The 26,182-nt window shown below is 35.0% G+C and carries 22 protein-coding genes, 1 riboswitch and 1 other annotated feature; of the genes, 12 read left to right on the top strand and 10 right to left on the bottom strand.

Going from position 1 to position 26,182, the window contains the following annotated elements:
- The first annotated feature begins 27 nt into the window (after positions 1-27).
- Positions 28-246: a binding site (T-box leader), on the top strand.
- A gap of 91 nt (positions 247-337) precedes the next feature.
- Positions 338-1,621 (top strand): serine--tRNA ligase, encoded by a 1,284-nt coding sequence (gene serS / locus RWO76_RS06750; protein ID WP_314354901.1) that lies wholly within the window; start codon positions 338-340, stop codon positions 1,619-1,621.
- Positions 1,622-1,820: 199 nt separating this feature from the next.
- Here the strand turns inward: serS and RWO76_RS06745 are convergent, their stop codons facing one another.
- The 4 genes from RWO76_RS06745 to RWO76_RS06730 form a co-directional block, all read right to left on the bottom strand.
- Positions 1,821-2,870, bottom strand: coding sequence for a HAMP domain-containing sensor histidine kinase (locus RWO76_RS06745; protein WP_314354900.1), 1,050 nt, complete (start codon positions 2,868-2,870; stop codon positions 1,821-1,823).
- Complete coding sequence (locus RWO76_RS06740) at positions 2,867-3,565, bottom strand: response regulator transcription factor (protein ID WP_314354899.1); 699 nt, start codon at positions 3,563-3,565, stop codon at positions 2,867-2,869. The genes RWO76_RS06745 and RWO76_RS06740 overlap by 4 nt, the downstream gene beginning before the upstream one ends.
- A gap of 70 nt (positions 3,566-3,635) precedes the next feature.
- The gene (locus RWO76_RS06735; RefSeq protein WP_314354898.1) at positions 3,636-5,621 is read right to left on the bottom strand and encodes an SSURE domain-containing protein; all 1,986 of its coding nucleotides are present in this window, start codon (positions 5,619-5,621) and stop codon (positions 3,636-3,638) included.
- A 229-nt stretch (positions 5,622-5,850) separates the two neighbouring features.
- On the bottom strand, positions 5,851-7,638 hold the full coding sequence (locus RWO76_RS06730) for a glycerophosphodiester phosphodiesterase (RefSeq protein WP_314354897.1): 1,788 nt from the start codon (positions 7,636-7,638) through the stop codon (positions 5,851-5,853).
- A gap of 165 nt (positions 7,639-7,803) precedes the next feature.
- Between RWO76_RS06730 and RWO76_RS06725 the strand changes: the two genes are divergently transcribed.
- The 7 genes from RWO76_RS06725 to RWO76_RS06695 all read left to right on the top strand — a co-directional run bounded on the left by RWO76_RS06725 (position 7,804) and on the right by RWO76_RS06695 (position 13,735).
- On the top strand, positions 7,804-8,940 hold the full coding sequence (locus RWO76_RS06725; protein ID WP_314354896.1) for an acyl-CoA dehydrogenase family protein: 1,137 nt from the start codon (positions 7,804-7,806) through the stop codon (positions 8,938-8,940).
- Between the two features lie 111 nt (positions 8,941-9,051).
- Positions 9,052-9,098: riboswitch (PreQ1 riboswitch) on the top strand.
- Between the two features lie 5 nt (positions 9,099-9,103).
- A complete protein-coding gene (locus RWO76_RS06720) occupies positions 9,104-9,613 on the top strand; it encodes a QueT transporter family protein (RefSeq protein ID WP_314354895.1) in 510 nt (169 codons plus the stop codon).
- Positions 9,614-9,794: 181 nt separating this feature from the next.
- Positions 9,795-10,433: an MBL fold metallo-hydrolase gene (locus tag RWO76_RS06715; RefSeq protein WP_314354894.1), complete on the top strand. Its 639-nt coding sequence runs from the start codon at positions 9,795-9,797 to the stop codon at positions 10,431-10,433.
- A 21-nt stretch (positions 10,434-10,454) separates the two neighbouring features.
- A complete protein-coding gene (locus RWO76_RS06710; protein ID WP_314354893.1) occupies positions 10,455-11,237 on the top strand; it encodes a TatD family hydrolase in 783 nt (260 codons plus the stop codon).
- Positions 11,234-11,785 (top strand): ribonuclease M5, encoded by a 552-nt coding sequence (gene rnmV / locus RWO76_RS06705; protein ID WP_314354892.1) that lies wholly within the window; start codon positions 11,234-11,236, stop codon positions 11,783-11,785. The genes RWO76_RS06710 and rnmV overlap by 4 nt, the downstream gene beginning before the upstream one ends.
- A gap of 4 nt (positions 11,786-11,789) precedes the next feature.
- On the top strand, positions 11,790-12,674 hold the full coding sequence (gene rsmA, locus RWO76_RS06700) for a 16S rRNA (adenine(1518)-N(6)/adenine(1519)-N(6))-dimethyltransferase RsmA (protein ID WP_314354891.1): 885 nt from the start codon (positions 11,790-11,792) through the stop codon (positions 12,672-12,674).
- A gap of 71 nt (positions 12,675-12,745) precedes the next feature.
- On the top strand, positions 12,746-13,735 hold the full coding sequence (locus RWO76_RS06695) for a YeiH family protein (protein WP_314354890.1): 990 nt from the start codon (positions 12,746-12,748) through the stop codon (positions 13,733-13,735).
- Between the two features lie 646 nt (positions 13,736-14,381).
- Here RWO76_RS06695 and fni read toward each other — a convergent pair.
- Genes fni through mvk form a run of 4 tightly spaced genes read right to left on the bottom strand, consistent with a single transcriptional unit; the run spans position 14,382 to position 18,640 of the window.
- On the bottom strand, positions 14,382-15,458 hold the full coding sequence (gene fni / locus RWO76_RS06690) for a type 2 isopentenyl-diphosphate Delta-isomerase (RefSeq protein WP_314354889.1): 1,077 nt from the start codon (positions 15,456-15,458) through the stop codon (positions 14,382-14,384).
- Positions 15,455-16,567: a phosphomevalonate kinase gene (locus RWO76_RS06685; RefSeq protein WP_314354888.1), complete on the bottom strand. Its 1,113-nt coding sequence runs from the start codon at positions 16,565-16,567 to the stop codon at positions 15,455-15,457. The genes fni and RWO76_RS06685 overlap by 4 nt, the downstream gene beginning before the upstream one ends.
- 2 nt (positions 16,568-16,569) lie before the next feature.
- Positions 16,570-17,595 carry a diphosphomevalonate decarboxylase gene (gene mvaD, locus RWO76_RS06680; RefSeq protein WP_314354887.1) on the bottom strand — a complete coding sequence of 342 codons (1,026 nt, stop codon included), beginning with the start codon at positions 17,593-17,595 and terminating at the stop codon, positions 16,570-16,572.
- Between the two features lie 16 nt (positions 17,596-17,611).
- Positions 17,612-18,640, bottom strand: a complete 1,029-nt coding sequence (mvk, locus tag RWO76_RS06675; protein ID WP_314354886.1) for a mevalonate kinase — start codon at positions 18,638-18,640, stop codon at positions 17,612-17,614.
- A gap of 168 nt (positions 18,641-18,808) precedes the next feature.
- Here mvk and coaA point away from each other — a divergent pair, with 168 nt between their 5' ends.
- Positions 18,809-19,732: a type I pantothenate kinase gene (coaA, locus tag RWO76_RS06670; protein WP_314354885.1), complete on the top strand. Its 924-nt coding sequence runs from the start codon at positions 18,809-18,811 to the stop codon at positions 19,730-19,732.
- A gap of 177 nt (positions 19,733-19,909) precedes the next feature.
- Complete coding sequence (gene guaA / locus RWO76_RS06665; RefSeq protein WP_314354884.1) at positions 19,910-21,463, top strand: glutamine-hydrolyzing GMP synthase; 1,554 nt, start codon at positions 19,910-19,912, stop codon at positions 21,461-21,463.
- Between the two features lie 447 nt (positions 21,464-21,910).
- On the opposite strand, the gene RWO76_RS06660 is transcribed toward guaA, so the two are convergent.
- Together RWO76_RS06660 and RWO76_RS06655 are read right to left on the bottom strand one after the other, a co-directional pair.
- A complete protein-coding gene (locus RWO76_RS06660; protein WP_314354883.1) occupies positions 21,911-22,735 on the bottom strand; it encodes a hypothetical protein in 825 nt (274 codons plus the stop codon).
- Between the two features lie 42 nt (positions 22,736-22,777).
- A complete protein-coding gene (locus RWO76_RS06655) occupies positions 22,778-23,062 on the bottom strand; it encodes a hypothetical protein (RefSeq protein ID WP_314354882.1) in 285 nt (94 codons plus the stop codon).
- Between the two features lie 227 nt (positions 23,063-23,289).
- Here RWO76_RS06655 and RWO76_RS06650 point away from each other — a divergent pair, with 227 nt between their 5' ends.
- Both RWO76_RS06650 and RWO76_RS06645 read left to right on the top strand, forming a co-directional pair.
- Complete coding sequence (locus RWO76_RS06650; protein WP_314354881.1) at positions 23,290-24,066, top strand: hypothetical protein; 777 nt, start codon at positions 23,290-23,292, stop codon at positions 24,064-24,066.
- 488 nt (positions 24,067-24,554) lie between these two features.
- Positions 24,555-26,182: phosphoketolase family protein (locus RWO76_RS06645; RefSeq protein ID WP_314354880.1), on the top strand; the 1,628-nt coding region annotated here is incomplete at its 3' end.

Below are 26,182 nucleotides of genomic sequence, written 5' to 3'. Positions count from 1 at the left end.
ATAGAGAATATTGTAAAATACAGACATATAAAACTGTATGAATAGTAACTTGAAGTCTTTTGTAGAGAGCTAGCGTTTGGTGAAAGCTAGTAAAGTATGACAAGCGAATCCACATACTATGATGCATGGTGAAAGCATTGATTAAGCCATCCGGAGCAAACCGTTATCGCAAATGAGTGCAATGGAAACATTGAATACGGGTGGTACCGCGAAGATAAAAGTGAAACACACAACTTCGTCCCAGTGACAATTTGTCGGGGATGAGTTGTGTGTATTTTTTTACAATGGTTTAAACAAATTTTCAACAGGCAAAACAAAAGAAATTGGAGGAATCAATATGTTAGATATGAAACGAGTGAGAGATCACTTTGAAGAAGTTGTGGTTGGATTACAAAACCGTGGAGTAGAACGTCAAGTAGTAGAAGAATTACGTGATTTAGACGAAAAACGTCGTGAATTAATTTTAAAAACGGAGCAATTAAAACAATACCGTAATACAGTTACGGAAGAAATTTCTCAATTAAAACGTAATAAGGAAGATGCTAGTGCAAAAATCGCAGAAATGAAACAAGTTGGGGAAGATGTAAAAGCAACAGATGCTTTATTAGCAGAAGTAGAAGAAAAATTAGAATACATCGCTTCACGCTTACCAAACATTGCTGCAGCAGATGTGCCTGTAGGGGAAGACGAAAATGAAAACGTAGAAATTCGTCGTGAAGGAACTCCACGTGTCTTTGATTTTGAACCAAAACCACACTGGGAAGTAGCAGAAGCATTAGATATTTTAGACTTTGAAAGAGGGGCTAAAGTATCAGGAAGTCGTTTCTTATACTATAAAGGTTTAGGGGCTCGTCTAGAACGTGCCATTTACAACTACATGCTAGATTTACATGTAGAAAAACATGGTTACACAGAAATGATTACACCATATTTAGTAAACGAACAATCAATGTATGGTACAGGACAATTCCCTAAATTTAAAGAGGATGTATTCCAATTAACAGACGAACGTAATTTAACATTAATTCCAACAGCAGAAGTTCCATTAACAAACTATTATGCAAATGAAATTTTAGAAGAAGCACAATTACCAATTTATTTCACAGCATTAAGTCCTTCATTCCGTTCAGAAGCAGGTAGTGCCGGAAGAGATACTCGTGGATTAATTCGTTTACACCAATTCAACAAAGTAGAAATGGTGAAATTCGCAACTCCTGAAACATCATTTGATGAATTAGAAAAAATGACAGATAATGCCGAAGATGTATTACGTGGATTAGGCTTACCATTCCGTACAATTGTATTATGTACAGGAGATATGGGATTCTCAGCTTCTAAAACATATGACGTTGAAGTATGGATTCCAGCACAAGATACTTACCGTGAAATTAGTTCATGCTCAAACTGTGTAGACTTCCAAGCTCGTCGTGCGAAAATTCGTTACCGTCAAGCTGAAACTGGAAAAATTGAATTATTACACACATTAAATGGATCTGGTTTAGCAGTTGGTCGTACAGTAGCAGCCATCTTAGAAAACTACCAAGAAGCAGACGGAAGTGTAACAATCCCTGAAGCATTAGTTCCATATATGGGTGGAGTTACAAAAATTACTAAAAAATAATGAATAGATGAAGAAAAGACTTTTTAATAATGGAGCGTTTGCCAGAGGACTTCTATGTCTTTTGGTGCAATCTGTGTTAAAGAGTCTTTTTTTGAGGCTCATCAACAAATTCTGTTGGGGAAATTTTTTGTATATACTAAAATAGGGTTGGTGGATTTTCTCCATCAACCCTATAAATTTTAGAATTTTTTTTAGTGTATTAATTAATCGAGTTTTCATTATGAATAGGAAGTGAAAGAGTAAAGGTACTTCCTACATTTTTTTGACTTTGAACGGTAATTTCTCCGCCTAATTGATGAGACAATTCTTGTGCAATCGCTAAGCCAAGTCCATGTCCACCTGTTTTCATATTTCTGGAGCCTTCTACTCTATATAATTTTTTAAAGATATGCTCAAATTCTTTTTCATCAATTCCTGTTCCTTTATCTGTTACACTAATTGTTAAGGTCTGATCCGTTAAGTGACCTTTTACATCAACCGGTGTTCCAGGTTCGGAATATTTAAAAGCATTATTTAATAAATTAACAAGAATACGTAATAACTTATCATATTGACTTGTAAATTTAGCAGATTCTGGAGTCACTTGAATATTGATATCTCTATTTTCTTGATCAATTAATAGATGAAATTCATTCATTGCATGAATGAATAATTGGTCTAAAAAGATGACTTCTGATGGTGAATCAGGAGCTTTTTCTTGTGTATTTAAAGTTAAGATATCTAATTCTTCTACTAATTTATTGAGACGTTCTGTTTGACGATTAATGGTTGTTAAATAGTGTGTGTGTTCTTCTGGAGTAATGACGCCATCTAAAATCCCTTCGACCGTTGCTTGAATGGAAGTAATCGGTGTTTTGATATCATGGGAAAGTTGCGCAATCATTAATCGTTTTTCTTTTTCACTTTCTGCAAGTGAGGAGAATGATTGTTGCAAGTTAGCAGACATATCATTAAAAGCTTCCCCTAATTCTTGAAATTCAATAGGACCTTTACTAGTTACAGGATCTCCGAAGTCTTTATTGGCAATTTTTTTTACCTTTAATTTAAGAGCTTGAAGCGAAGAAAAGATAGGTGATAGAAGGAATAAGCTAATCATAGCCCCAATAAAGCTAGCAATGAGTGTGATTCCAACTAAAAAATATACTTCTCTTTTGTCAATTAGCATTCGTTGAATAGCCCAAAAAACTGCAAGAATAGTTAAAAGAGTAGATACCAAATAACCAATGATAATATAACTTTTTAATTTCATAATGTACCTCGTGGTTTTTCAATTTTATATCCTAATCCCCAAACAGTTTTAATCGTTGGGGTATGAATACTGGAGTGTTTCGTTAATTCTTGTCTTACAGCATGGATATGAACATTAAGGGTATTCGTATCATCGATAAACTCTTCCTGCCAAACTTTTTCATATAGTTCAGTCTTTGAAAAAACACGTTCAGGATTTTTACATAAAATCCAGAGAAGTTCAAATGCTTTTACCGTTAAATTTAGTAGGTGGTCTCCGATGAAAGCTTCATATGTTTCGTGATTCATATTGAGATTTCCAAGCTGTACTTGAGTAGATTCTCCCCCTCTATAAATTCTCTTGAAGATATTATTCACTCTAAGAACAAGTTCTCTAGGGCTGAAAGGTTTAATGATAAAATCATCCGCACCCATACTAAGTCCGAAAATTTTATCTTGTTCACTTGTTTTAGCAGTCATAAAGAGGAAAGGCTGATCTGGTGATAAGTATTGTACCTCGCTAATAAAATCATAGCCATCCATTTTAGGCATCATAATATCGGTAATAATTAAATCGATGGATTTATTTTTAAATAATTCTAGTCCTTCGATACCATCATGGGCAACTAAAACATTATAACCGGCTTGAGATAAGTAACGTTTTTGGATATCTGTAATTTCAAATTCATCATCGACGAGTAATATTGTTCTTTCCATTAGAGACTCCTTTTATAAAAATAGTGCTATACTTTCGCTCAGTATAACACTATTTTTATTTGAATTAAACTTAGTTTCTTTCTTTTTTCGCTTTTAATCCTAAAGTTCCTAAGATGAAGGCGAATGCTGCTGAGAATGCTCCTAATGCTGCAGTGTTTGTAGCTGTTTCTCCAGTTTTTGGAAGAGTAGACATGTTATCTTTCTTCATCATATCTTCTTTCACTTTAGTTTCGTTTACCTTCATATCTTGAGTTGTATTTGTAGAAGTTGAAGGTGTTACTGGTACAGAAACTTTATTTAAATGAATTTTCACGTCACGAGTTGCAATAAGATTTGTTAAGTCAGGTTTACCATCTTTATTACCGTATACTTTTACAGTTGCATCATAAGTATAATCGCCATTAGCTTTTAGTTGATCGATTAAAGCTTGACCTTGTTTACCAACAGTATTGCCATTTAAGTCTACTTCATAGAAGTATTGACCTTTAGTATTTACATTTTCACCTAATGGAGATAAAGCAGGGTTTTTAGATGTGCCATTGTCAGACCAAGGAGCTTTATCAGAAGCTTTTAGTAATAGGCGAGTTAACATACCATCACCAGCGAAGAATTCATAAGGAATTACTTGGTTTACGCCGGCAGTGAAAGAACCATCACCTTTAGCTTTTTCAAGATAGCTAGCAGGAACATCAATGAAAGGTTTAACGTTATTTTCAACTGCTTGTTGAACAGTTTCTTTAGACACTAATCCATTAATGTTGATGTTTACATCTTTAGTAGCGACTAGATTATTTAAGTCAGGTTTACCGTTTTTATTGCCATAAACTTTAACAGTAGCTTTATAAGTTTGAGTACCATTAGCACGAAGTTGATTGATTAAATCTTGCCCTTGTTTACCTTCAGTATTACCAGTTAAGTCTACTTCATAGAAGTATTGACCTTTAGTATTTACATTTTCACCTAATGGAGATAAAGCAGGATTTTCAGCTTTACCATTATCAGACCAAGGAGCTTTATCAGAAGCTTTTAGTAATAGACGAGTTAACATACCGTCACCAGCGAAGAATTCATAAGGAATTACTTGGTTTACACCAGCAGTGAAAGGACCTTTGCCTTCAGCTTTTTCAAGGTAAGCAGCAGGAACATCAATACTGTCTTTTACGTTATCTTGAACAGCTTTTTGAACCTTTTCTTTATCCACTACACCATTAATGTTAATGCCAACATTTTTAGAAGTGATTAGATTTTTACCGTCTTTGTCACTATAAACTTTAACAGTAGCATTGTATGTTTGAGTGCCATTAGCTTTTAGTTGATCGATTAAATCTTGCCCTTGTTTACCAACAGTATTGCCATTTAAATCTACTTCGTAGAAGTATTTACCTTTTGTTAATCCTTCAAGAGGAGGTAAAGCAGGATTTTTAGCAGTACCATTGTCAGACCAAGGAGCATTATCAGAAGCTTTTAGTAATAGACGAGTTAACATACCGTCACCAGCGAAGAATTCATAAGGAATTACTTGGTTTACACCGGCAGTGAAAGGGCCATCTCCTTTAGCTTTTTCAAGATAAGCAGCAGGAACATCAATATTTTCTTTAACGTTATCTTTAACAGCTGCTTTTACTTGTTCAGGGGTAGTTTCTGCAGGTGTTGCAGCTCTATCTTCTGTTTCAGCTTTATTTGTAGAGCCTTCAGTTGGTTTTGGTGAAGTAGTTGAATCTTTTGGGTTAGCTAAGGCTGTATCAACTGCGGCATTTTTAATTAATTTGTTAATATTTTCAGGATTATTTTTCTCCCTATTATTTGTTTTTTTTTCTCCCTTTAGTACATCCGTTTTAGTTTTAGCATCTGGTGTTACAGTTGCTTTTTCTTCCTGCTTAACAGGCTTATCTGGTGTTGATTGAACAACTTGTGTGCCAGTTTCTTCTTTAGCTAGTACTGAATTTGCCGGTGAACTCATTATAAAGAATCCACTAGCAACGATGACGGATGCTACACCAACACTTAAACGACGAATTGACCAACGAGTAACTTTCTCTTGCATATTTTTTTTCATAGTAAAACCTCCTAAGTTTTGTATGTATTTACTATAAAAGAGAAAAATAAAGTGAATGTAAGTAAAAGTTAAAATAATTCTTAAATGTCCGTTATAAAAATCTTATATACGATGATTTTAGACAAAAAATACCTTGTAATCATGAAATTAAAGAGTAGAATTGGATTTTTTCGGATGTATAAAAAGGCAATCACTTCCAATTGAGGAGATGATTGCCTGTTACTTTTCATTATTTTTTCACACTAACATTAATCGCATCTAATACACGCTCAACAGGGGTGCTTTCTTCGAGTAAGTGTTTTTGTTCTTCTTTAGCAATATCAGGGTGATCAGTAATGATGCCTGAAACCGAACTATGTAGATATTTATTAATTTCTTCAGGTTCATTAATCGTCCAAACATAAACTTCATGACCTTGTTGTATTGCAGCAATAGCTGTTAAGTCATGATAAGAGAAATCTTCCACCACATAAAAGTCTACAGCAGGATTTCCAAATCCACCAAATTGGAGTGGGATGACATATCCGGTATCCATTTCAGGAGCTTTGCGTTCAATTTCTTCAATCACGTTTAAGTTGATAGACATCACTTTGTAAGTTTTTTCAACCCCTAATTCTCTCATTTTTGTAATAAAGAGGTCGGTGTAGTCAGATCCTTCAAAACCATGAGGTTTTAATTCAACGAGTAGTTTAACATTGAGTTCCTTTGCTTTTGCAACAAATTCTTCAAAAGAAGGGATATGACTTTCATAATTATTTTGGTAAATTGGAAGACCAACAATTTCATCATAAGTCATATCTTTAACTTTTTTATTGAGACGCGCTAATCGCTTCAAATTATAATCATGCATAACGATAAAGCGATTGTCTTTTGTAAGTAAAATATCCATTTCCACATAATCGGCGCCTTCTTTTGCTGCAGCTTCAAGAGCTTCAAGAGAATTTTCTACCCCATATTCGGTAAATCCTCGGTGAGCGACGATGGCAGCTGAGGAAGAGTTTTCCCAGTGATATTTTGCAATAGCTTCGCCAGAATAGTAAATTGTTAAACCGATAAAAGCAGCTACTGTAATAAGGGTACTTTTAAAGGGGATTTCAGGAATATGATTCTTGATTGTTACATCTACTGCATCTTGATCATCAGCTAGTTTTACTAAAATAATCACTAGGGCAATTTTTGTATAAATGGCCATAAAGAAAATGACTAGTTTCGATAAGACAAACAGGCTCGTTACGATAAAGACATTATCCATTATAGAAGATAAGTATCCTAAAGTAATCGTGAGAATAAACGTCACTAAAAATCCAATGAGGGATAGGACGACTTCAACTAGTATGAAGATTCCAATATGTCTCCATAATTTCTTTTTGGTGAGTGCCCAACTTGTTTTCATATTTTCTAAAAAACAATGGTTCGTCAAAATTTGTAGTGGAATAGCGTAAATGAACCGAAGATGAAAATAAGCCAGCACAATATATAAAATGATAGATCCGATTGCTCCGGCAGTTGTTTTTTGAATTTCTTCTGTAATAAAGTTTGGAATATATAATTGTTCGGTTAAAAACGAAGTCATTCCAAACTGTCCTAATGGTAATAGCGTTAATAAATACAATAAGAAATAAATAAATTGTGGGCTAAAAAATTCCCTCACTTCTCCAAAAGCATTTTTCAAACTGGTTCGCCATGAGAAATGTGTCTTAGAAATGGTTCCATAAACCATAAACGTAAGAATCGAAAATTCAATAAAGACAAATAAAATGACGGCGAATAAATAGGCAATAAACGCTAAAATAATAATGGGTGAGGAGAAGAATAATTTCATATTGCTAAAATTAAAATTACTTTGGCCCGATAAAAAAATAATGCCTTTAAATAAGGTTGATAAAATTCGAAAGCCAACAAAGGATACGAAAAATTGTAAGAAGGCGGCGTTTCGAACATACATGAATTTATTGGAAAATAAATTATTCAATACAAATCGAACGTTTTTCCAAATAGGTAAAGTTTGATTTTCCATAAAACCTCCTTATAGAAAGATTGAGAATATTGTAGCACAGATTAAAAGAAAATTCTTGTTGAAATTTAGAAAAAATCTTAAGAAAGAAGCAAGCTTTCTTCATTGTAACAAGAGGAAGATTGCCGTATACTTAAAGCGTAATCATGATTTTATAGGAGGGATTTTATGTTTTTATCAGAGGAATTACTAGAACAAATTCATCAAAGAGCAGCGCAATATGACTTGGAAAATGCGTGGCCAAAGGAAGATTATGAGGCATTAAAAGAAGCGGGATATTATAAAGCTTTTGTGCCAAAAGAATATGGGGGATATGGCCTATCTCTTCAAGAAATTGCCCAAGAACAAACAAGACTAGCGATGGCAGCACCAGGAACAGCTCTTGGTATTAATATGCACCAAATTATTGTTGGATTAGCAAAGCATATGGTTCGATTCGGCAATAAGAAGGGTGAACAAATTTTACGAGATGCAGCTGATGGGAAGTTGTTAGCATTTGGTATTTCTGAACCAAGTAATGACCGAGTTTTATTTGGATCCATTTCAAAAGCGGAGCCACAAGAAGATGGAGGCTATCGTTTTTATGGAAAGAAAGTTTTCCTATCGATGGGGAAATATTGCGATAAATTAGTTTCATTTGGTTCAGACACATCTGGAGAATCTCCATTGTCTGTCTTTGCTTATTTAACACCTGATGCAGAAACATTCGAAGTAAAAGATGATTGGAATACATTAGGAATGAAAGCAACTCAATCAAATACGGTCGAATTAAAGGGTATTTATGCTGCAGAAGAGCAAATTTTAACAAAAGTAGCTCCAGGACCAAGCTTTGACCCAGTTGTTTTCGGTATTTTTGCTTATTTTGAGATTTTATTAGCCGCTACTTATCATGGAATTGGAAAACGTGCGTTAGAAATCGGAATTGAAACGGTGAAAACTCGTCATTCTGTATCAAATGATGCGCCATATTCTCAAGATAAAAATATTCGTTGGAGAATTGCCGAAGCAGCTATTATTTTAGATGGCATTCAACCACAAATTAATGAATTAAGTCAAACATTGGAATCAAGCGAAGAATATAGCTTTATTTGGTTACCACGTTTATCTTCTATTAAGAATCGTTCTGTTGAAGTGTCTAAAAAAGCAGTAGAAGAAATTGTACGTGCTAGTGGAGGAAGTTCTTATTACAATACAACAGAACTTTCACGCTTATATCGTGATGTATTAGCTGGTTTATTCCAACCATCTGATCAAGAATCTCTTCATGATGCATGGGCAAATATTTTATTAGGACCTATTGCGTAGTTAGTTCTTAAGAGTATGGGTTTTGCTGAATTTCTTCTCTTTCAATGTTTCCCGCACGATATTCCTAGTATTTTCAAAGTAGTTATAGTATAATCGTTCGTGGCGTTTTGAACGCTCGAGGTTCGCAACCATCCCTCGATTCAAAAAACTAGGAGGAAAAGAAATGAAACAAAACAATGTAAAAGTGTTGATTATCAATGCGATTGTAGCAGCACTATATGTGGTGATTACAACAGTATTTGCCTTTATGTCCTTTGGAAATATACAATTCCGTATTTCAGAAATGTTAAACCATTTATTTGTTTTTGATAAAAAATATGGGTACGGGATTATTGCGGGTGTTATTTTAGCCAATACTATTTTTATGTCTAGCTCTGGTTTAGGAGGGTATGATTTAGTATTTGGTTTAGGACATTCTATTTTATCTTTAGTGATTGGTTCATTAGTGTTCCGATTTGCCAAAGATTTAAAAGGTAAAATGTTATTGTTATCCATCGTATTTAGTGTGATGATTTTCTTAGTAGCCATTGAGCTAAAAATTGTATTAGAATTACCATTTTGGTTAAGCTACTTTGAAACTTTTGTTGGTGAAATTGTAGTTATGTTAGTGGGAATTCCAGTGATGTTAGCAGCCGACAAAGCAATTGATTTTACAAAACAAATGAATGCATAATCTATGTTTTAAAAGGTATATTCGAGAAATCGAGTATGCCTTTTATTGTTGTAGGAAAGAGTAGTGTGAAGTTAGTAAGAGTAAAATCGTTTAAAAAGGTATTTCGTAACCTCCTGACTTGTAAAAAAGCATAAAAGCATCTAAACTATAGTAGACTATGAATCAGAAAAGAGGAATTTCGATGGAATTATTGAGTTTAACAGTAGGGCGCCTACAAGAAAATGTTTATTTTTTAATCGATGAAAATAAAGAAACATTAATTTTTGATCCAGGTGCACAAGCAGAGGATATTAAAGAATTAATTGAAGAAGAAGGCTTGAAACCAATTGCGATTGTGTTAACCCATGCGCATGGAGACCACATTGGAGCAGTAGACGAATTAAGAAAAGCCTACAATATTCCTATGTATATGAATGAAATTGAAAAAGAATTTTTAACGAATACAGATTTCAATCGTTCATTATATTCAAACGAAAATATTACGGTAGAGCCTGCTGACGGATACTATCCAGCAGAATTAGGAAAATGGAAAATTGGAAGTTTCGATCCTGAATTAGCGTTAATTCCAGGACATTCTCCAGGTAGTACAGTGTTTATCTTCAAAGATAATGGATTTGTGATCGGAGGAGATGTTTTATTCAAAGGTAGCGTTGGACGTAGCGACTTCTCATATGGTAGTCATATGACATTAATGGCAGGAATTGAACAATATTTATTACCATTACCAGGAAATACGGTTGTATTCCCTGGACATGGAGAACCAACAACATTACAAGATGAAATTGACAGTAACCCGTTTTTAAATGGAGCAACTAGATAGGACTCAGTAGGAGAATTCAAAATGATTTTTGATACACATACACATTTAAATGTAGAGCAATTCGCAGGAGAAGAAGCAGACGTTATTCAGCGTGCAAAGGAATTAGCTGTTACACGTTTTGCGGTTGTTGGATTTGATACACCAACGATTGAAAAAGCTCTCCAATTAAGTGAAAATTTTGAAGAAGTAGTGGCGATTGTAGGATGGCATCCGGTCGAAGCACATGCCTATACACCAGAAATTGAGAAAAAACTAATCACACAATTAACCCATCCCAAAGTAGTGGCAATGGGGGAAATGGGATTAGACTATTACTGGGATGATTCTACACCAGAAGAACAAGAACGAGTATTCCGACGTCAAATTGCCATTGCTAAAGAAATGAAATTACCGATTGTCATTCATAACCGTGATGCAACAGAAGATTGTTATCGTATTTTAAAAGAAGAAGATATTCGAGATATCGGCGGCATTATGCATAGTTATAATGGCGATGTGGAATATATGAAGCGTTTCTTAGATTTAGGGATGCATATTTCTTTTAGTGGAGTAGTGACTTTTAAAAATGCTCCTCAAGTTCGTGAGTGTGCAAAAATCGTTCCACTCGATCGTTTTTTAGTTGAAACAGATGCACCTTATTTGGCACCTGTTCCTTATCGTGGAAAGAGAAACGAAACAGGTTATACTCGCTATGTTGTTGAAACAATTGCTAAGGAACGAGAAATGGCTTGGGAAGAAATAGCTAAAGCATCAACAGAAAATGCAATGAAGCTATTTCGATTTGAAGAAAGAGGATTAAAATGAATCCAATTATAGTAGTAGAAGGACGAGATGACACTCGTCGATTAAAGGAAGTTTTTCCAGAAATTGAAACGATTGAAACGAATGGTTCCGCTATTGATGATGAAACACTCGCCTTAATCAAAAAGGCAAGTGACATTCGAGAAGTTATCGTGTTTACCGATCCAGATTATCCGGGACAAAGAATTCGTTCGATTATTCAAGAAGCGATTCCGACAGTTAGTCATGCTTTTATTGAAAGAGAAGAAGCCGTTCGAAAAACGAATCATAAAAGTCTTGGAGTGGAACATGCCAGCGATGAAAGTATTCAAAAAGCATTGGAGCATGTGTATAAGCCAGTAGCAGACCTTCAAGAAGAGATTTCTCAATCGGTGATTTTAGAACTAGGATTGATTGGCTATCCTCATTCGTCTTATTTAAGAAAAGAAGTGTCTAAAGAACTAAGAATTGGACATACAAATGGAAAGCAATTAACAAAACGATTGAAATTATTTGGCATTTCAGAGCAAGAATTACGAAATGCGGTACAAATTGTACAGGAAAGGAGCTAAAAAGATGTTTGAAAAAGATATTGCCACGCCGACTCGAACACGTGAAATTATGGAACGCCATGGCATTAAAGTGAAGAAGAGTTTAGGGCAAAACTTTTTAATTGAACCTAATATTTTAACAAAAATGTTAGATGTAGCAGATGTTAACAAAGAAACAAATGTCATTGAAATTGGACCAGGAATTGGTGCATTAACGCAACGCTTAGCAAGAGCTGCTAAAAAAGTATTAGCGTTTGAAATTGATGGACGTTTAATTCCAGTATTAGAAGATACTTTATCAGATCATGATAATGTCACGGTGATTCATGAAGATATTTTAAAAGTTGATTTAGAAACAGTGATTCAAGAACACTTCAATGTGGAGGAGAGATTACTAGTCGTTGCAAACTTGCCGTATTATATTACGACACCAATTATTATGAATCTCTTAGAATCTGGGTTACCGATTGATGGTTTTGCGATGATGATGCAAAAAGAAGTGGCAGAAAGAATGACTGCTCAACCAAATTCAAAAGCTTATGGCTCATTAACGGTTGCGATTCAATATTGGTGCCATGCCAAAATCGGATTTATTGTTCCTAAAACAGTTTTTAATCCAGCACCAAATGTAGATTCAGCCATTTTAGTATTGGAACGTAGAGAAGAACCTCTAGTAACGGTGAAAGATGAAGCGTTCTTCTTTGATTTAGTAAAAAATAGTTTTGTCCAACGTAGAAAAACATTATGGAATAATTTGGTCAAAGCTTATGTGCCAGGAAAACTAACAAAAGAACAAATTCAAGAAGCATTGGACTCTGTTTCAATTGAACCGAGTCGTCGAGCAGAAACACTAACCATTGAAGAATTTGCAGCCTTATCAAATCAATTACAACAATTTGTAGGAGAGTAACAATTGTTCACGGAAAAAGAACGAAGACGTGATACATTTGTGTGTAATTGTTTTTGAAAGGATGGAGAAATATGGAACAATGGGTTCAACGTAGTAAAGGAATTTTATTAACCTTTGGATTAGCAGTATTAGCTGTTATTTTAGGGGACGTAATGCCGATTATTGGAAGTGCGGTATTTGCGATTATTTTTGGGATGTTAGTGAGTAATTTCTATACATTACCAAGCGATTTTAAACCAGGAATTAATTATTCCGCTAAAAAATTATTACATTATTCGATTATTGCATTAGGGTTTACAATGTCATTTGCCCAAGTGCAACAAACAGGATTAGAGTCTTTACAAGTAACGCTTGTTACGATTGTAGCAGCCTTCTTAACAGCAGCTCTTGTAGGAAAATGGTTAGGATTGTCAGATCATTTACGTACATTAGTAGGGTTTGGAACAGCTATTTGTGGGGGTTCTGCGATTGCGGCAGCTTCTCCTATTATTAAAGCAGATGATGAAGAAATTGCCTTATCGATTTCAACAATTTTCTTATTTAATATTATTGCTGTTTTCTTATTCCCGTTTTTAGGACATGTATTACAAATGACAGATGCACAATTTGGATTATTTGCAGGAACAGCGATTAATGATACTTCAAGTGTAGTTGCTGCCGGTTATAGTTATAGTAGTGGAGCAGGAGATATTGCTACAATTGTAAAATTAACACGTGCGTTGATGATTTTACCAGCTTGTTTAATATTGTCACTTATTGAAGCGAGACGTCAAAAGAAATCTGGGGAACCTGTAAATTGGAAGAAAATTTTCCCAATGTTTATTTTATGGTTCTTAATTGCAACGGTTGTGACAAGTGTGGGAATTTTCCCTAAAGCATTTATTCCATATGCAAAATTAGCTTCTAAATGGTTAATGGCAATGGCATTAGCAGGAATTGGTTGCCAAGTATCATTTAAGAGTTTCCGTGAAGCGGGAGCTAAACCGATTGCTACAGGGTTGGCAACTTGGTTTGTAGTAGGAGCGACTAGTTTATTTATTCAATATTTTGTAATGAAGTAATCCCTGAATAAAGGAGAGTTTATGAAACGCCTATTAAGTTTAGGATTTTGGATAGGTTTGATTTATATTTTGATTTTTTCGACGGTAAATGCGGTTCAATCGTTTGTAAATACTTCGATGGTTGGAGTTTATTTACATGTGGTGATGATTTGCTTGTTGATAATCGGATTTTTCGCCTATCTATTAAGAATCATACATTTTTTATTTGTACAGTAAAACAAAAAAACAAAGAACTTTTCTTGAATAGCAACGGACGCTAGCAGACCTGCGGTCTCATAGCTAAAATTTGAGCCTAGGGTCTCAAATTTTCCGGCAACTAAAACCGCAGTGCGGTTTTGGTTGCTTGTGCTATTAAGAAAAGTTTTTTGTTTTTTGTTTATGCATCACTTACTTTTATGACGTAGGGGAGTAGAAAAATAAAAGATTTGTTTTGAATGGCAACGGACGCCAGCAGCTTCGCAAAAGCGAATCTCATGGCTAAAATTTGAGACCTTAGGCTCAAATTTTCCGGCAACCAAAACCGCACTGCAGTTTTGGTTGCTTCTGCTATTAAAACAAATCTTTTGTTTTTCTATTTATTTTTTGAAGGAGTAACAGACTCTAACAGCTTCGCAAAGGCGAATCTCATGTTGTTATGACAATTTTTCTATTTCTTTCTACTTCTATTTGCGAAGGTTGTCCAGTCTATGTGGCGGGCGTTGCACCAGTGAGCGGTGGTGTTTGGGAGAATGATGTCTGTTTGGCATAATGCTTCTGTTTTTGAAACGCCTAATAGGGTGTAGATGTTTTTTAATTGATTCTTCCAGTCATTTACCGTTTGAATGGCTGTTGGGAGGGAATCTTGTGGGCGAATTAAGTGTAAAAATTCTCCAGACATTCCTACAGCACTTGCTCCTAGAGCGAGACATTTTACGATATCTAATGGTGAATGAATGCCTCCAGAAGCAATGAGTTCACAAGATAAATCATAGCCCTCTACTAAGGATTGCACTGTTGTTTGTCCCCAGTCTTCTAATTCGTCAAATAAATCATCTTCTCTTCTAGCATTTTCAATGGCTGCAAAATTTGTGCCTCCACGTCCACTAATATCAATTGTTTGAACGCCGATATTGATTAGTTCTTGCATGGCTTCTCTACTAAATCCAAATCCCACTTCTTTGACAATTACAGGAACGTCTACATGAGAGACGATGTCCTCAATATTTTTTAACCAATGATGGAAAGAGCGATCTCCTTCAGGCATTACTAATTCTTGTAACGTGTTCACATGAATTTGAATCCCATTTGCTTCAATGAGGTCAATCGCTTTTTTAGCAGATTCAACGGTATAATGTGCTCCTAAATTCGCCAATACAATTCCGTTAGGATTCTCTTTTCGAATAATGGTGAAGCTTTCTGCAGTAGAAGGGTCTTTCATGGCAATACTCATCGATCCAGTTGCCATTGCAATTCCTGTTTCATGTGCCAATTGTGCTAGACGTTGATTAATGAGAGTTGTTCGAGGACTTCCGCCAGTAATCGCATTAATGAAAAATGGAGTTTCTAAAGTGAATCCTGCCATTTTTGTTTGAAGAGAAACTTCATCTACAGCCATTTCAGATAGAGGATGATGGACAAAACGAGTTTGTCGTAATTCTAAATTTGACTGTGATTGATATTGTTGAGTCGCATGCCCCACATGTTCATCTTTTCTTTTCATTTGTTGTGTATAGGCTTGTGTCATGAGAGCTCCTTTCTAATAGCGCTTTTTGAAGGGGCTATTTCTAAGTTTAGTGGAAGAATACCAGCTTTTTCCCATTGGGCTGTGATGGTGTCTTCTTGTTGAGGTTTTGTAATAAAGCAAATCCCACAATCGCCTCCGCCAGCTCCAGAAGTTTTGGCACTTGCGTTTTCTTGAAGCGCAATTTGGCAGAGTTTTGTAAGAGACGGAGTTTCGAGTACAATATTCATCTCTTTAGCAAAGTCTAATAAGAGAGCTCGATTATCCGTAATCCCTTGTAGGAAAGCTTTTGTATCTTCGTTTGTTAAAGCAGTCGTTATTTGTTTTAAAATCATTGTGTTTTGCTTTAAAAATTGTTGATAATACGCATCTTTTTCTGCTTGTGTTCTTGTATGAGTCACGGATGATACGAACGAAGAAGTGTCGGCTTTTTCCTTTGTCCATCCTACGAGCATTTTTAGAGATGTTGGTAAAGATACTGGCTGAATTACTAAGCCTGTCCATTCTTTGTTGACGACTTCTGCAATGGAATGCTGTTGTAATTGTTTTTGAATCCATGCTGCATCGATTCGTTGATATAAAATGATACCACCAAAGGCACTGGAAGCAATGTCTCCTAAGGAACCGTTACTACCAAGTAGAGTATTCGTAATAGCTGCTAATTTATAAACGAGCAGAGGTTCCACAGGAACATGATGCCATTGTAAAATAGCGTCAATGGTTGCGACAACGACAGCTCCACTAGAGCCAAGACCGAATTTGATATTAGAGTGAACATCATCTAATTGGCTTGTCACTTTTAAATGATAGAGCTCTTCATTCCAATAGTTTCGTTGTTTCGCATAAGTTTCGGCAACTTCAATGGCAGTAGTGAGCAATGTAAAAGGATGATTTTCTTCGATTATTTGTAAAAGTCCTTGTTCTCTTTTCCAATGAAGCGTCAAATCCGGTTGTTGAGCAGAATAAATTGTTCCAACTTCTTCAAGAGAAGGAGTTAAGTCAACGGTTAAATAGCGATTGACAGCTGCAATCAGTGCCGGTTGTCCTGGAGTGACGACTGCATATTCGCCAGCGATAAATAATTTTCCAGGAGCTGTAGCTTGTATATTCATAGTTAAATTCCTTTTTGATTGAAATATTGAATGCTTTCTTGCCATTCGTCTTCTGTTAAAGTTCTCATCGCTTCTCCTGGAAGAGAGGAAATAAGTTTTTCAGAAGCAAAATATTGTTTGAAATGGTCACGAACTTTGTCTAAATCACTAGCTTTGCAAAGAACTTTTACATTTGGCCCAGCATCCATTGTGTAATAAGCAGGAATCCCTAATGCTTCACGTAAATAAATGACTTGTTGCTGAGCAATTAGACTATCTGGTTCAAAATAACAAAATGGAGGTTGACTTGCTAGCATTGTCGCATGCATTTTCATTCCATTAAATTCTGCAATTTCTCCCATTCGAGTAAAGTTTTTCTCTTGAATGGCTGTTTTAATTTCTTCTAAATCCGTTTTTGCACTTTCTACCCATGCAGGATAGAAAGGAGAAGTGGCAACCGTTTGTTCCATTCCGACACGGCTGGAGATTTTTTTTGCAGCAATATTCACAACGACGATGAGCATTCCAATATCCCAAGAAGCATCGTCAATCGGAATCGCCATACTATCTTCGGAGTTCGTTCCTTGATTCCATTCAACAAAGCCACCGAATAAACTTCTCGTAGAACTTCCACTTCCACGACGAGCATAGGTCGATAATTCACTTCTTGATAAATTCCATCCCATTGCTTGATGCATCGCTCCTGCTAAAGCCGCAAAAGCTGAAGCAGAACTTGCTAAACCAGCTGCAGTAGGAACAAAGTTATAACTCTCAATACGTGCAAATCGTGTTTCCTTTGCAGGAATACGGAATAAATCTAAAAATTTTGAAATTTTTTGTGTTTCAGCTTCTTGTTGCAAAACATTATTTAGATAAAATTCATCTTTTTCTAAAGTTTCGTCTAAAGTAATTTTTGTATCTGTATAAAAAGCCTCTAATGTGAGCGATAAGCTACTATTCATTGGAAGAAATAATGCTTTATCCTTTTTTCCCCAATATTTAATGAGTGCAATATTTGTATGTGCACGTGCAATTCCTGTTGTTTTCATATAAGCTCCTTTTTATTTATTCATGTGAAAATGAATGTGTCCATGTTTGTACAGCTCCTGCTTGTTGTAAAGCTTCGGAAATTTTTTGTGCGTCTTCAAGACTAGATGCAAGAGCAATCATACAGCCACCTAGTCCGCCACCTGTCATTTTTGCGCCAAGTGCTCCATTTTCAAGAGCTGTTTGAACAAGTTGGTCTAACGTTTCATTTGATACTTCTAATTGTTGAAGGAGAGCATGGTTTTGAGTTAAAAGACTTCCTAATGTATGAATATCTCCTTTTGATAGACAATCTTTGGCAGTGTGTACTAATGCTCCAATTTCTTCAATGATTTTTTGAGTAGAAATGGGTTCTTGTTGGATTTTTTCTTGTACGGCTTGAACAGCTTTTAACGTTTGTCCTGTAATACCTGTATCTGCCACAATTAAAGTACCTTTTAGTTGAATCGACAGAGGTTGTAAAGCTTCTCCTTTTATAAAAAATACGGCTTCTTTGCCACTAGTCGTTGCTGTATCAATACCACTTGGATTTCCATGAGCGATTTTTTCAGAAGCTTGTACAATATCGAATAATAATGAATCGCTTAAAGGGACTTTATAATAATCAAATAATCCTCTCACTACCGCTACTGAAACAGCTGCACTTGATCCCATGCCACGTTCTGCAGGAATCGAAGAAGTAATCGTAATCTCAATAGAAGGTGCTTGTACAAAGGACGCCTCTCCTTTTTCTACTTTCCCATTATTCCAATACGAACGAGTGGTGGGCGTAATTCCTAATTCAGGACGAAGTTGTTCAATTTGATTCAATGCTTCATGGATTGTAAATTTTAAACTTTTTAATACTTCCGGCATTTCATAAGCTAATCCACTATAAAAGTCGCAATGAATACTTAGCGGATGAGAGCTTGGTTGAATTTTTGCTTGAACTGATACACCGGAAAAAGGAATGGCAATCGCAGGTTGATGATGGACGACTGCATGTTCCCCCATTAAAATGACTTTTCCAGTAGACTGTCCCATACCGGAAGCTGTTGTATATTCCATGATAAAACTCCTTCATAATTTCTCTTATTTATCATACTAAAAACCACTAAAGGTGTAAACGAACAAGCGAGGATTTAAAGGAAATTTAAAGACCCAATCGTTAGTCATCCTAAAAAAACTATGGTAAAATACGCAAGAAAAGCAATTCAATAAAAGGAGAGAATCGTTGTGACAGACACATCGACGTATTATCATATTAGCCGAGATGAATGGAAACAATATCAAAATGCTCATCACTTGGCACTAACATTACACGAATTAGAACATTTAACATCATTGAATGATAGAATTTCATTAATTGACGTACAAGAAGTATATGCACCCTTATTAGATTACTTTGATATCTATTATCAAAAACATGGACAAATTCATGAACAAGAACAATATTTCTTAAAACAACCGAAGAAGAAAGTTCCGTTTATTATTGGAGTTTCAGGAAGTGTGGCAGTTGGAAAAAGTACAACGGCACGTTTAATGCAAACAATGCTCCAACAAAAATATCCAGAATTAACGATTGAGTTGATGACAACGGATGGATTTTTATGGCCAACAAAGGATTTAGTGGAAAAAGGGATTTTACACCGAAAAGGATTCCCAGAAAGTTATGATATGGAATCATTAGTGAATTTCTTACTGGATATTAAAACAGGAGAAGAAGCTGTTGAAGCACCTGTTTATTCTCATGAAATTTACGACATTATTCCAAATGAAAAACAAGTCATTTATCCACCTGATATTTTAATTGTTGAAGGGATTAATGTATTACAATTACCACCGAATCGAGAAATTTACGTCAGTGATTTCTTTGACTGGTCGATTTATGTGGATGCGGAAGAAAATCTGATTGAAAAATGGTACTTAGAACGTTTTGAATTATTAATGGAACGAGCAAAAACTCAACCTGATAATTTTTATTACCAGTTTGCGATTGGAGACCGAGAAGAAGCGATTGCTATGGCAAAAGATGTATGGAAAAAAACGAATTTGAAGAATTTAAAGGAATACATCTTACCAACAAAAGGACGTGCAGACTTTATTTTGCATAAAACATTTGGACATCATATTGACTATGTCCAAGTGAAGAAATATTAAAGAATGAAAGAAGAACTCACAGGATAGATGTCTCTGTGGGTTCTTTTTTGGAATAGAAATAATAACACTTGAAAAATGAGAAAATTTAATAAAAACCCGAACGAATTTTATAAATATTTGAGGTAATTTTCGTGATTTTCTGCTACAATATAGATAATAAGACTAAGGAGGCTTTTTATGTCAACAAGAACCACTTCGTTAGAAAAAATTATTGTATTAGATTTTGGAAGTCAGTATAATCAATTGATTACACGTCGTATTCGTGAGTTTGGAGTATTCAGTGAGTTACTTCATAATGATATTACGGCTGAAGAAATCAAAAAGCATGGCAATGTAAAAGGGATTATTTTCTCTGGAGGACCTCATAGTGTTTACGAATCAGGAGCTTTTACGGTAGATCCTGAAATTTTTGAATTAGGAATTCCAGTATTAGGAATCTGTTATGGAATGCAGTTGACAACTCATTTATTTGGAGGAACTGTTGAATCTTCACCGACAAGAGAATATGGTCCTGCTAAAGTAGAAGTATTTAATACAGATTCAGGAATTTTCCAAGGATTATCTACTTTAGAAGAAGTCTTAATGAGCCATGGTGACAGAATTACAGCTATCCCTGAAGGTTTCACTGTCACAGCTTCAAATGACCACACACCATTTGCAGCATTTGAAAATCCAGAACGAAATATTTATGGTGTACAATTCCATCCAGAAGTACGTCACAGTATTCATGGAAATGATATGTTGAAAAACTTCGTGTTCAATATTTGTGGCGCAACAAGTGATTGGACAATGGCAAACTTCATTGAGATGGAAATTGAAAAAATCCGTGAAAAAGTTGGCAATAAAAAAGTATTATTAGGTTTATCAGGCGGAGTTGACTCAAGCGTTGTAGGGGTTCTATTACAAAAAGCAATCGGCGACCAATTAACGTGTATTTTTGTAGACCACGGCTTACTTAGAAAAGACGAAGGCGACCAAGTAATGGAAAGTCTCTCTGGAAAATTTGGATTAAATATTATCCGAGTGAATGCTCAAGAACGCTTCTTATCTAAACTAAAAGGCGTGAGTGATCCAGAACAAAAACGTAAAATTATTGGAAATGAATTTGTTTATGTATTCGATGATGAAGCCGCAAAACTAACGGATGTGGATTTCTTAGCACAAGGAACTTTATATACAGATATTATCGAATCCGGAACAAAAACAGCTCAAACCATTAAGTCTCACCACAATGTGGGAGGACTACCAGAGGATATGCAATTTGAATTAATTGAACCTCTGAATACATTATTCAAAGATGAAGTTCGTGCCTTAGGAACAGCATTAGGCATGCCAGATTCAATCGTATGGCGCCAACCATTCCCAGGACCAGGACTAGGCATTCGAGTACTAGGAGAAGTAACCGAAGAAAAATTAGAAATCGTACGAGAAAGTGATGCTATCTTAAGAGAAGAAATTGCTAAAAACGGACTTGAAAGAGACGTATGGCAATACTTCACAGTCTTACCAGGAATCCGCAGTGTCGGAGTAATGGGAGACGGAAGAACCTATGATTACACAATCGGCATTCGTGCAGTGACAAGTATCGACGGTATGACAAGTGACTTCGCTAGAATCCCATGGGAAGTCTTACAAACGATTAGTGCAAGAATTGTTAATGAAGTCGGACATGTGAATCGAGTGGTGTATGATATTACAAGTAAACCACCTGCTACGATTGAGTGGGAGTAGGAAATAGAATTTATAAAAAGCCTAGAAACAAATCGTTTCTGGGCTTTAATTTTTGTATAAGATAGCAATAATCTCGTAGTCAGATTATATATATTATATTTAGAATAATGTTAAAAAGTTTAACTTGACTCTATTAATTTCAAAAAAGTAGGAGTATAATATTAATGAGTGAAAGCGGTTAAATAACGAATCATAAAATTAATAGAATAGAGTTTGCTGAAGATTATTTGTAGAATTAAAACTATATCAGGGAGGTGGAATTAATGAATACTGGCCTATATGTTTTAACAGGTATGGTAATTTTGATAGCAATCTTAGTTGCCGGAATTATCTGTTGGATAAAAAAGCAAAATATTAGGTAATTAAAAAAGGTTTAAAATTTAAAATAATATAAGAAAATCCAGAAATAGTGAAATGACCCCAAAAAGTTAGACTTTTGGGGTCATTTCATTTGTGAAAGGCTTTTAGCAGTAATCCAATGACATGGCATCTTATTTTTATGAGATTGATGATTAACTCTCCTATAGACTCATCATCTGGAATTTCAGAAAATGAAATAAGTTTACTTTTATTCGTAATCATTTTCTCCCATTGTTCCAATGTTTCTAAATTGATTTTGTGGATATCTTTAATTTCTTTTTTAAAGTTATTATAAACATCTGAATAGTAAATTTGCTGGCAAGTCAATAACATATAGGCTTCAAATGTAAATGATTTTTCATCGCACCAATGACTCCAGTTGTTTTTTAAGAGATTTAAAAATAAATCCCACCGCTCATCTAAGGCGAGGTGAAGCATTTGCCCGTTTATATAACGATTGATTGGTTCTTTGTCTCCAGGTGTAGGATTGTCGATTTTAAACCAAGGGATGGGAGTCATATTACCGATTGTATGGTAAATTTTAGTCCATTCATCTAATTCTGGATCGCTACAACAATTTGCTAGTCCACAACTTTGTTTTTTAGGGTTGTTCATAATATCAAAATGAAATAAAATTTCATTTTGTCTTTTATTCTTTTTCCAATAAAAATAATTAGAGGAGTAGGGTTTTCCTTTGTTACTCTTGTTATTCATTATTTTAGTCCAAATTCCATGGCAAAGGTAGGAAGCTTCTACATGAACATCGTGATTTCTGTTTTCGTCTTCGGGAATATTTTTATTCCATGCTTTATCTGTTATAAACTTTTTTAATCTTTGATTTACAGCTTTAAAATATGCTTTATCTTTGCGTCCTGGTTTTGAATTAAATTCTACATAAATTTTGTTTCCCATATATTATTATCCTTCTCCATTCCACGTAAAATATTTACTGGTTTATCCAATCCTTACATTACGTTCATATCTAATATTGTGTTCCTTACAAAACTCTTCGAATTTTCTAGAGTCAAAATGCTGCCCAAATTCTTTTTTTAATTGTTTTTTAGTATCACAATTCAATGGGATATTGAGATGATGCAAGAGACTAGTAAAGTTTTCTGAATCTAATAAGTAAGTGACTTCATAATCGTCCCCGTCAAAAATATCGACATCATAATCTTCGTATCCAATGATTGCTGAACCATCTGGATTAAGAGTGTATAAAAATGCGCTGTTTGTCATCAAACATTCCTCCCTTATAAGCAGATTATATCAATACTAAAAGACACTTATCAATCAATTTTCTACGTCAAAAACGGAATAAACCAGACTTTTCCAAATAGTAGCTGCTATCGTACCTTGCCACAATTTCAAAGAAAAGTCTGGTTTATTACGCCATTAGTGTACGCCTACCTTAACCTATGCTATAATCAAGCAAAAAGTATTGGAATAAATTAGGAGAATTCATGTTGAAATTATTAAAAATTGATCGATTACTATTGGAAACGACAAAACTTCCCATGGTAAAAATTGATAGAGAATTATTTTTAAGAAAAGAATTAAGGAATCGATATCGTCCAGAAGTAGTTGAATTAGCGATTCAATATAATCCAGCATATGCAGGAATTCCAGTAGAAGACATTAATAAAATTGCCAAAAGTTGTATTAAAGGAGAGGCTACCCAAGTAAGTACAATTTCTGCAGCAGCAGGACTTCCAGGAGGTTTTGCGATTCTTGGATCACTTCCAGCAGATTTAGCGCAATATTTTGCTCATATTTTACGAGTGTTGCAAAAGTTAATTTATTTATATGGTTGGAGTGAACTGAATTTTGATGCCAAAGAAATGAACGAAGAAACGAAAAATTTACTCATTTTATTCATCGGAATCATGTTTGGGGTTAATAGTGCAGTAAACACGGTTCATGCTTTGTCAGCCCAAATTGCGAAACAAGTTGCAAAAAAATTACCTCAGCATGCATTTACAAAAGGATTCGTTTATCCAATCGTTAAAAAAATTGCATCTATTCTTGGTGTTCAAATGTCTAAAAAAATGTTTGCCAATGGAGTGTCCAAAGTTGTTCCAGTTGTCGGCGCTGTAACCTCTGGTGCATTGACGTACATTACTTTCAATGCCATGGCAGAAAAATTAAGAAAACACTTAGCAAAAGATGATTTAGCAAATGTTGAAATTTATAAAGAAAAATCAACTCCTTTAGTAATCGATGCTGAATTTATAGAAGAATAATTGAAAAATTTTCCCTCTGTCGAATGATGGAGGGATTTTTTATAGTGTATCCGCCAATTTTTAAATCTAAAATTGCAGTTTATAATTCTTGCAATGATAGCGTTTAAATGATATGATGGAATACCTGTTGTTATGGGGGTTAATAGATTTTTTCGATTAGATTTTTTGTTTTAAAAATTATGTAAATTTATATTGAACACTCTAACAAAGGTCTTTAAAAATTGTATCATTCCACTAAAGAAATTTGTAGCCAAACAGTCAAATAAAAGTGGTTATGAACGTTTTCAAAACTCAAAATGATAACTGTTTTTTCGGAATAAATCCTAAAATATTTATAAAATAGTATAAAATAATGATTGATTTTTAAAATTTTCTTGACAAGAAAAAAAAGATATGTTAAATACTTGACGGTTATTTTTTGAAGGATTTTTGAAACGCCATTTTTCAAATTTTCTTTGGAAGAGAAAACTAGAAGGGAAGAATTATAAATGACACAATTTGATACACCAGAATACTTAGCAAAAGTGGATGCGTGGTGGCGCGCAGCTAACTATATTTCAGTAGCACAAATGTACTTGAAAGATAATCCACTATTACGTCGTCCTGTACAAAAAGAAGACGTTAAACTACATCCAATCGGACACTGGGGAACAATCGCAGGACAAAACTTTATTTACGCACACTTAAACCGTGCGATTAACAAATATGACTTAGATATGTTCTACATTGAAGGTCCTGGACACGGTGGACAAGTAATGGTATCTAACTCATACTTAGATGGTTCTTATACTGAATTATATCCAAATATTACGCAAGATGAAGCTGGCTTCAAACAATTGTGTAAAATTTTCTCATTCCCAGGAGGAATTGCATCACATGCTGCTCCGGAAACTCCTGGTTCTATTCACGAAGGTGGAGAATTAGGTTACTCATTATCTCATGCAACAGGTGCTATCTTAGATAACCCTAATGTAATTGCTGCTGCAGTTATCGGAGATGGAGAAGCAGAAACAGGCCCATTAGCAGCTGGTTGGTTCTCAAACACATTCATCAACCCTGTAAATGATGGTGCTGTACTTCCAATTCTTTACTTAAACGGTGGTAAAATCCACAACCCAACAATTTTAGCTCGTCGTACTGATGAAGAATTAACTCAATTCTTTAACGGTTTAGGATGGGATCCAATTTTCGTTGAAGGAACTGATCCTGAAAAAGTTCACCCATTAATGGCTGAAAAATTAGACGAAGCAATTGAAAAAATTCAAGCAATCCAAAAAGAAGCTCGTGCTAAAAAAGCTGAAGAAGCAACAATGCCTCATTGGCCAGTATTAGTAGTACGTACACCAAAAGGATGGACTGGTCCAAAAGAATGGAACAGCGAACCAATCGAAGGTGGATTCCGTGCTCACCAAGTTCCAATTCCAGTATCAGGTGAATCAATGGAACACATCGATGCATTATTAGACTGGTTGAAATCATACCGTCCAGAAGAATTATTCGATGAAAACGGAAAATTAGTAGAAGAAATTGCTGCTATTTCACCAAAAGGTGACCGTCGTATGAGCATGAACCCAATCACTAATGCAGGGGTTGTAAAACCAATGGAAATTACTGATTGGACTAAACATGCAGTTGATACTTCAACTCCAGGTGCTATCCAAAAACAAGATATGATTGAATTTGGTAAATTTGCAGCTGACTTAGTAAAAGCTAACCCAGAAAACTTCCGTATTTTCGGACCAGATGAAACTAAATCTAACCGTCTAAACGAAGTATTCAAAGCAACGAACCGTCAATGGGTTGGTCGTCGTGATGAAAGCTATGATGAATGGATTTCACCAGTTGGTCGTGTTATCGATTCACAATTATCAGAACACCAAGCAGAAGGATTCTTAGAAGGATATGTATTAACAGGTCGTCACGGATTCTTCGCTTCATACGAATCATTCTTACGTGTAGTAGACTCAATGATTACTCAACACTTCAAATGGTTACGTAAATCTAAAACTCACGCTCCATGGCGTAAAAACTATCCATCATTAAACTTGATTGCAACATCAACAGTGTTCCAACAAGACCACAATGGATATACTCACCAAGATCCAGGTTTATTAAC

It is taken from the genome of uncultured Granulicatella sp., from assembly GCF_963521425.1.
In the GTDB taxonomy this organism is placed as follows: Bacteria; Bacillota; Bacilli; order Lactobacillales; family Aerococcaceae; genus Granulicatella.
The sequence above is the reverse complement of the archived record's forward strand: the minus strand, read 5'-3'. Positions and strand labels throughout refer to the sequence as shown.

Bases quoted from the DNA above. Each gene is read 5' to 3' on its own strand.
- RWO76_RS06720 (WP_314354895.1), top strand. From the start codon at position 9,104: ATGAAACAAAACAATGTAAAAGTGTTGATTATCAATGCGATTGTAGCA.
- serS (WP_314354901.1), top strand. From the start codon at position 338: ATGTTAGATATGAAACGAGTGAGAGATCACTTTGAAGAAGTTGTGGTT.
- fni (WP_314354889.1), bottom strand. From the start codon at position 15,458: ATGACACAAGCCTATACACAACAAATGAAAAGAAAAGATGAACATGTG.
- mvk (WP_314354886.1), bottom strand. From the start codon at position 18,640: ATGGAATATACAACAGCTTCCGGTATGGGACAGTCTACTGGAAAAGTC.
- RWO76_RS06710 (WP_314354893.1), top strand. From the start codon at position 10,455: ATGATTTTTGATACACATACACATTTAAATGTAGAGCAATTCGCAGGA.
- RWO76_RS06735 (WP_314354898.1), bottom strand. From the start codon at position 5,621: ATGAAAAAAAATATGCAAGAGAAAGTTACTCGTTGGTCAATTCGTCGT.
- RWO76_RS06655 (WP_314354882.1), bottom strand. From the start codon at position 23,062: ATGACAAACAGCGCATTTTTATACACTCTTAATCCAGATGGTTCAGCA.
- RWO76_RS06660 (WP_314354883.1), bottom strand. From the start codon at position 22,735: ATGGGAAACAAAATTTATGTAGAATTTAATTCAAAACCAGGACGCAAA.
- RWO76_RS06695 (WP_314354890.1), top strand. From the start codon at position 12,746: ATGGAACAATGGGTTCAACGTAGTAAAGGAATTTTATTAACCTTTGGA.
- RWO76_RS06685 (WP_314354888.1), bottom strand. From the start codon at position 16,567: ATGAATATACAAGCTACAGCTCCTGGAAAATTATTTATCGCTGGCGAA.
- rsmA (WP_314354891.1), top strand. From the start codon at position 11,790: ATGTTTGAAAAAGATATTGCCACGCCGACTCGAACACGTGAAATTATG.
- RWO76_RS06745 (WP_314354900.1), bottom strand. From the start codon at position 2,870: ATGAAATTAAAAAGTTATATTATCATTGGTTATTTGGTATCTACTCTT.
- RWO76_RS06730 (WP_314354897.1), bottom strand. From the start codon at position 7,638: ATGGAAAATCAAACTTTACCTATTTGGAAAAACGTTCGATTTGTATTG.
- guaA (WP_314354884.1), top strand. From the start codon at position 19,910: ATGTCAACAAGAACCACTTCGTTAGAAAAAATTATTGTATTAGATTTT.
- rnmV (WP_314354892.1), top strand. From the start codon at position 11,234: ATGAATCCAATTATAGTAGTAGAAGGACGAGATGACACTCGTCGATTA.
- mvaD (WP_314354887.1), bottom strand. From the start codon at position 17,595: ATGAAAACAACAGGAATTGCACGTGCACATACAAATATTGCACTCATT.
- RWO76_RS06740 (WP_314354899.1), bottom strand. From the start codon at position 3,565: ATGGAAAGAACAATATTACTCGTCGATGATGAATTTGAAATTACAGAT.
- RWO76_RS06715 (WP_314354894.1), top strand. From the start codon at position 9,795: ATGGAATTATTGAGTTTAACAGTAGGGCGCCTACAAGAAAATGTTTAT.
- RWO76_RS06725 (WP_314354896.1), top strand. From the start codon at position 7,804: ATGTTTTTATCAGAGGAATTACTAGAACAAATTCATCAAAGAGCAGCG.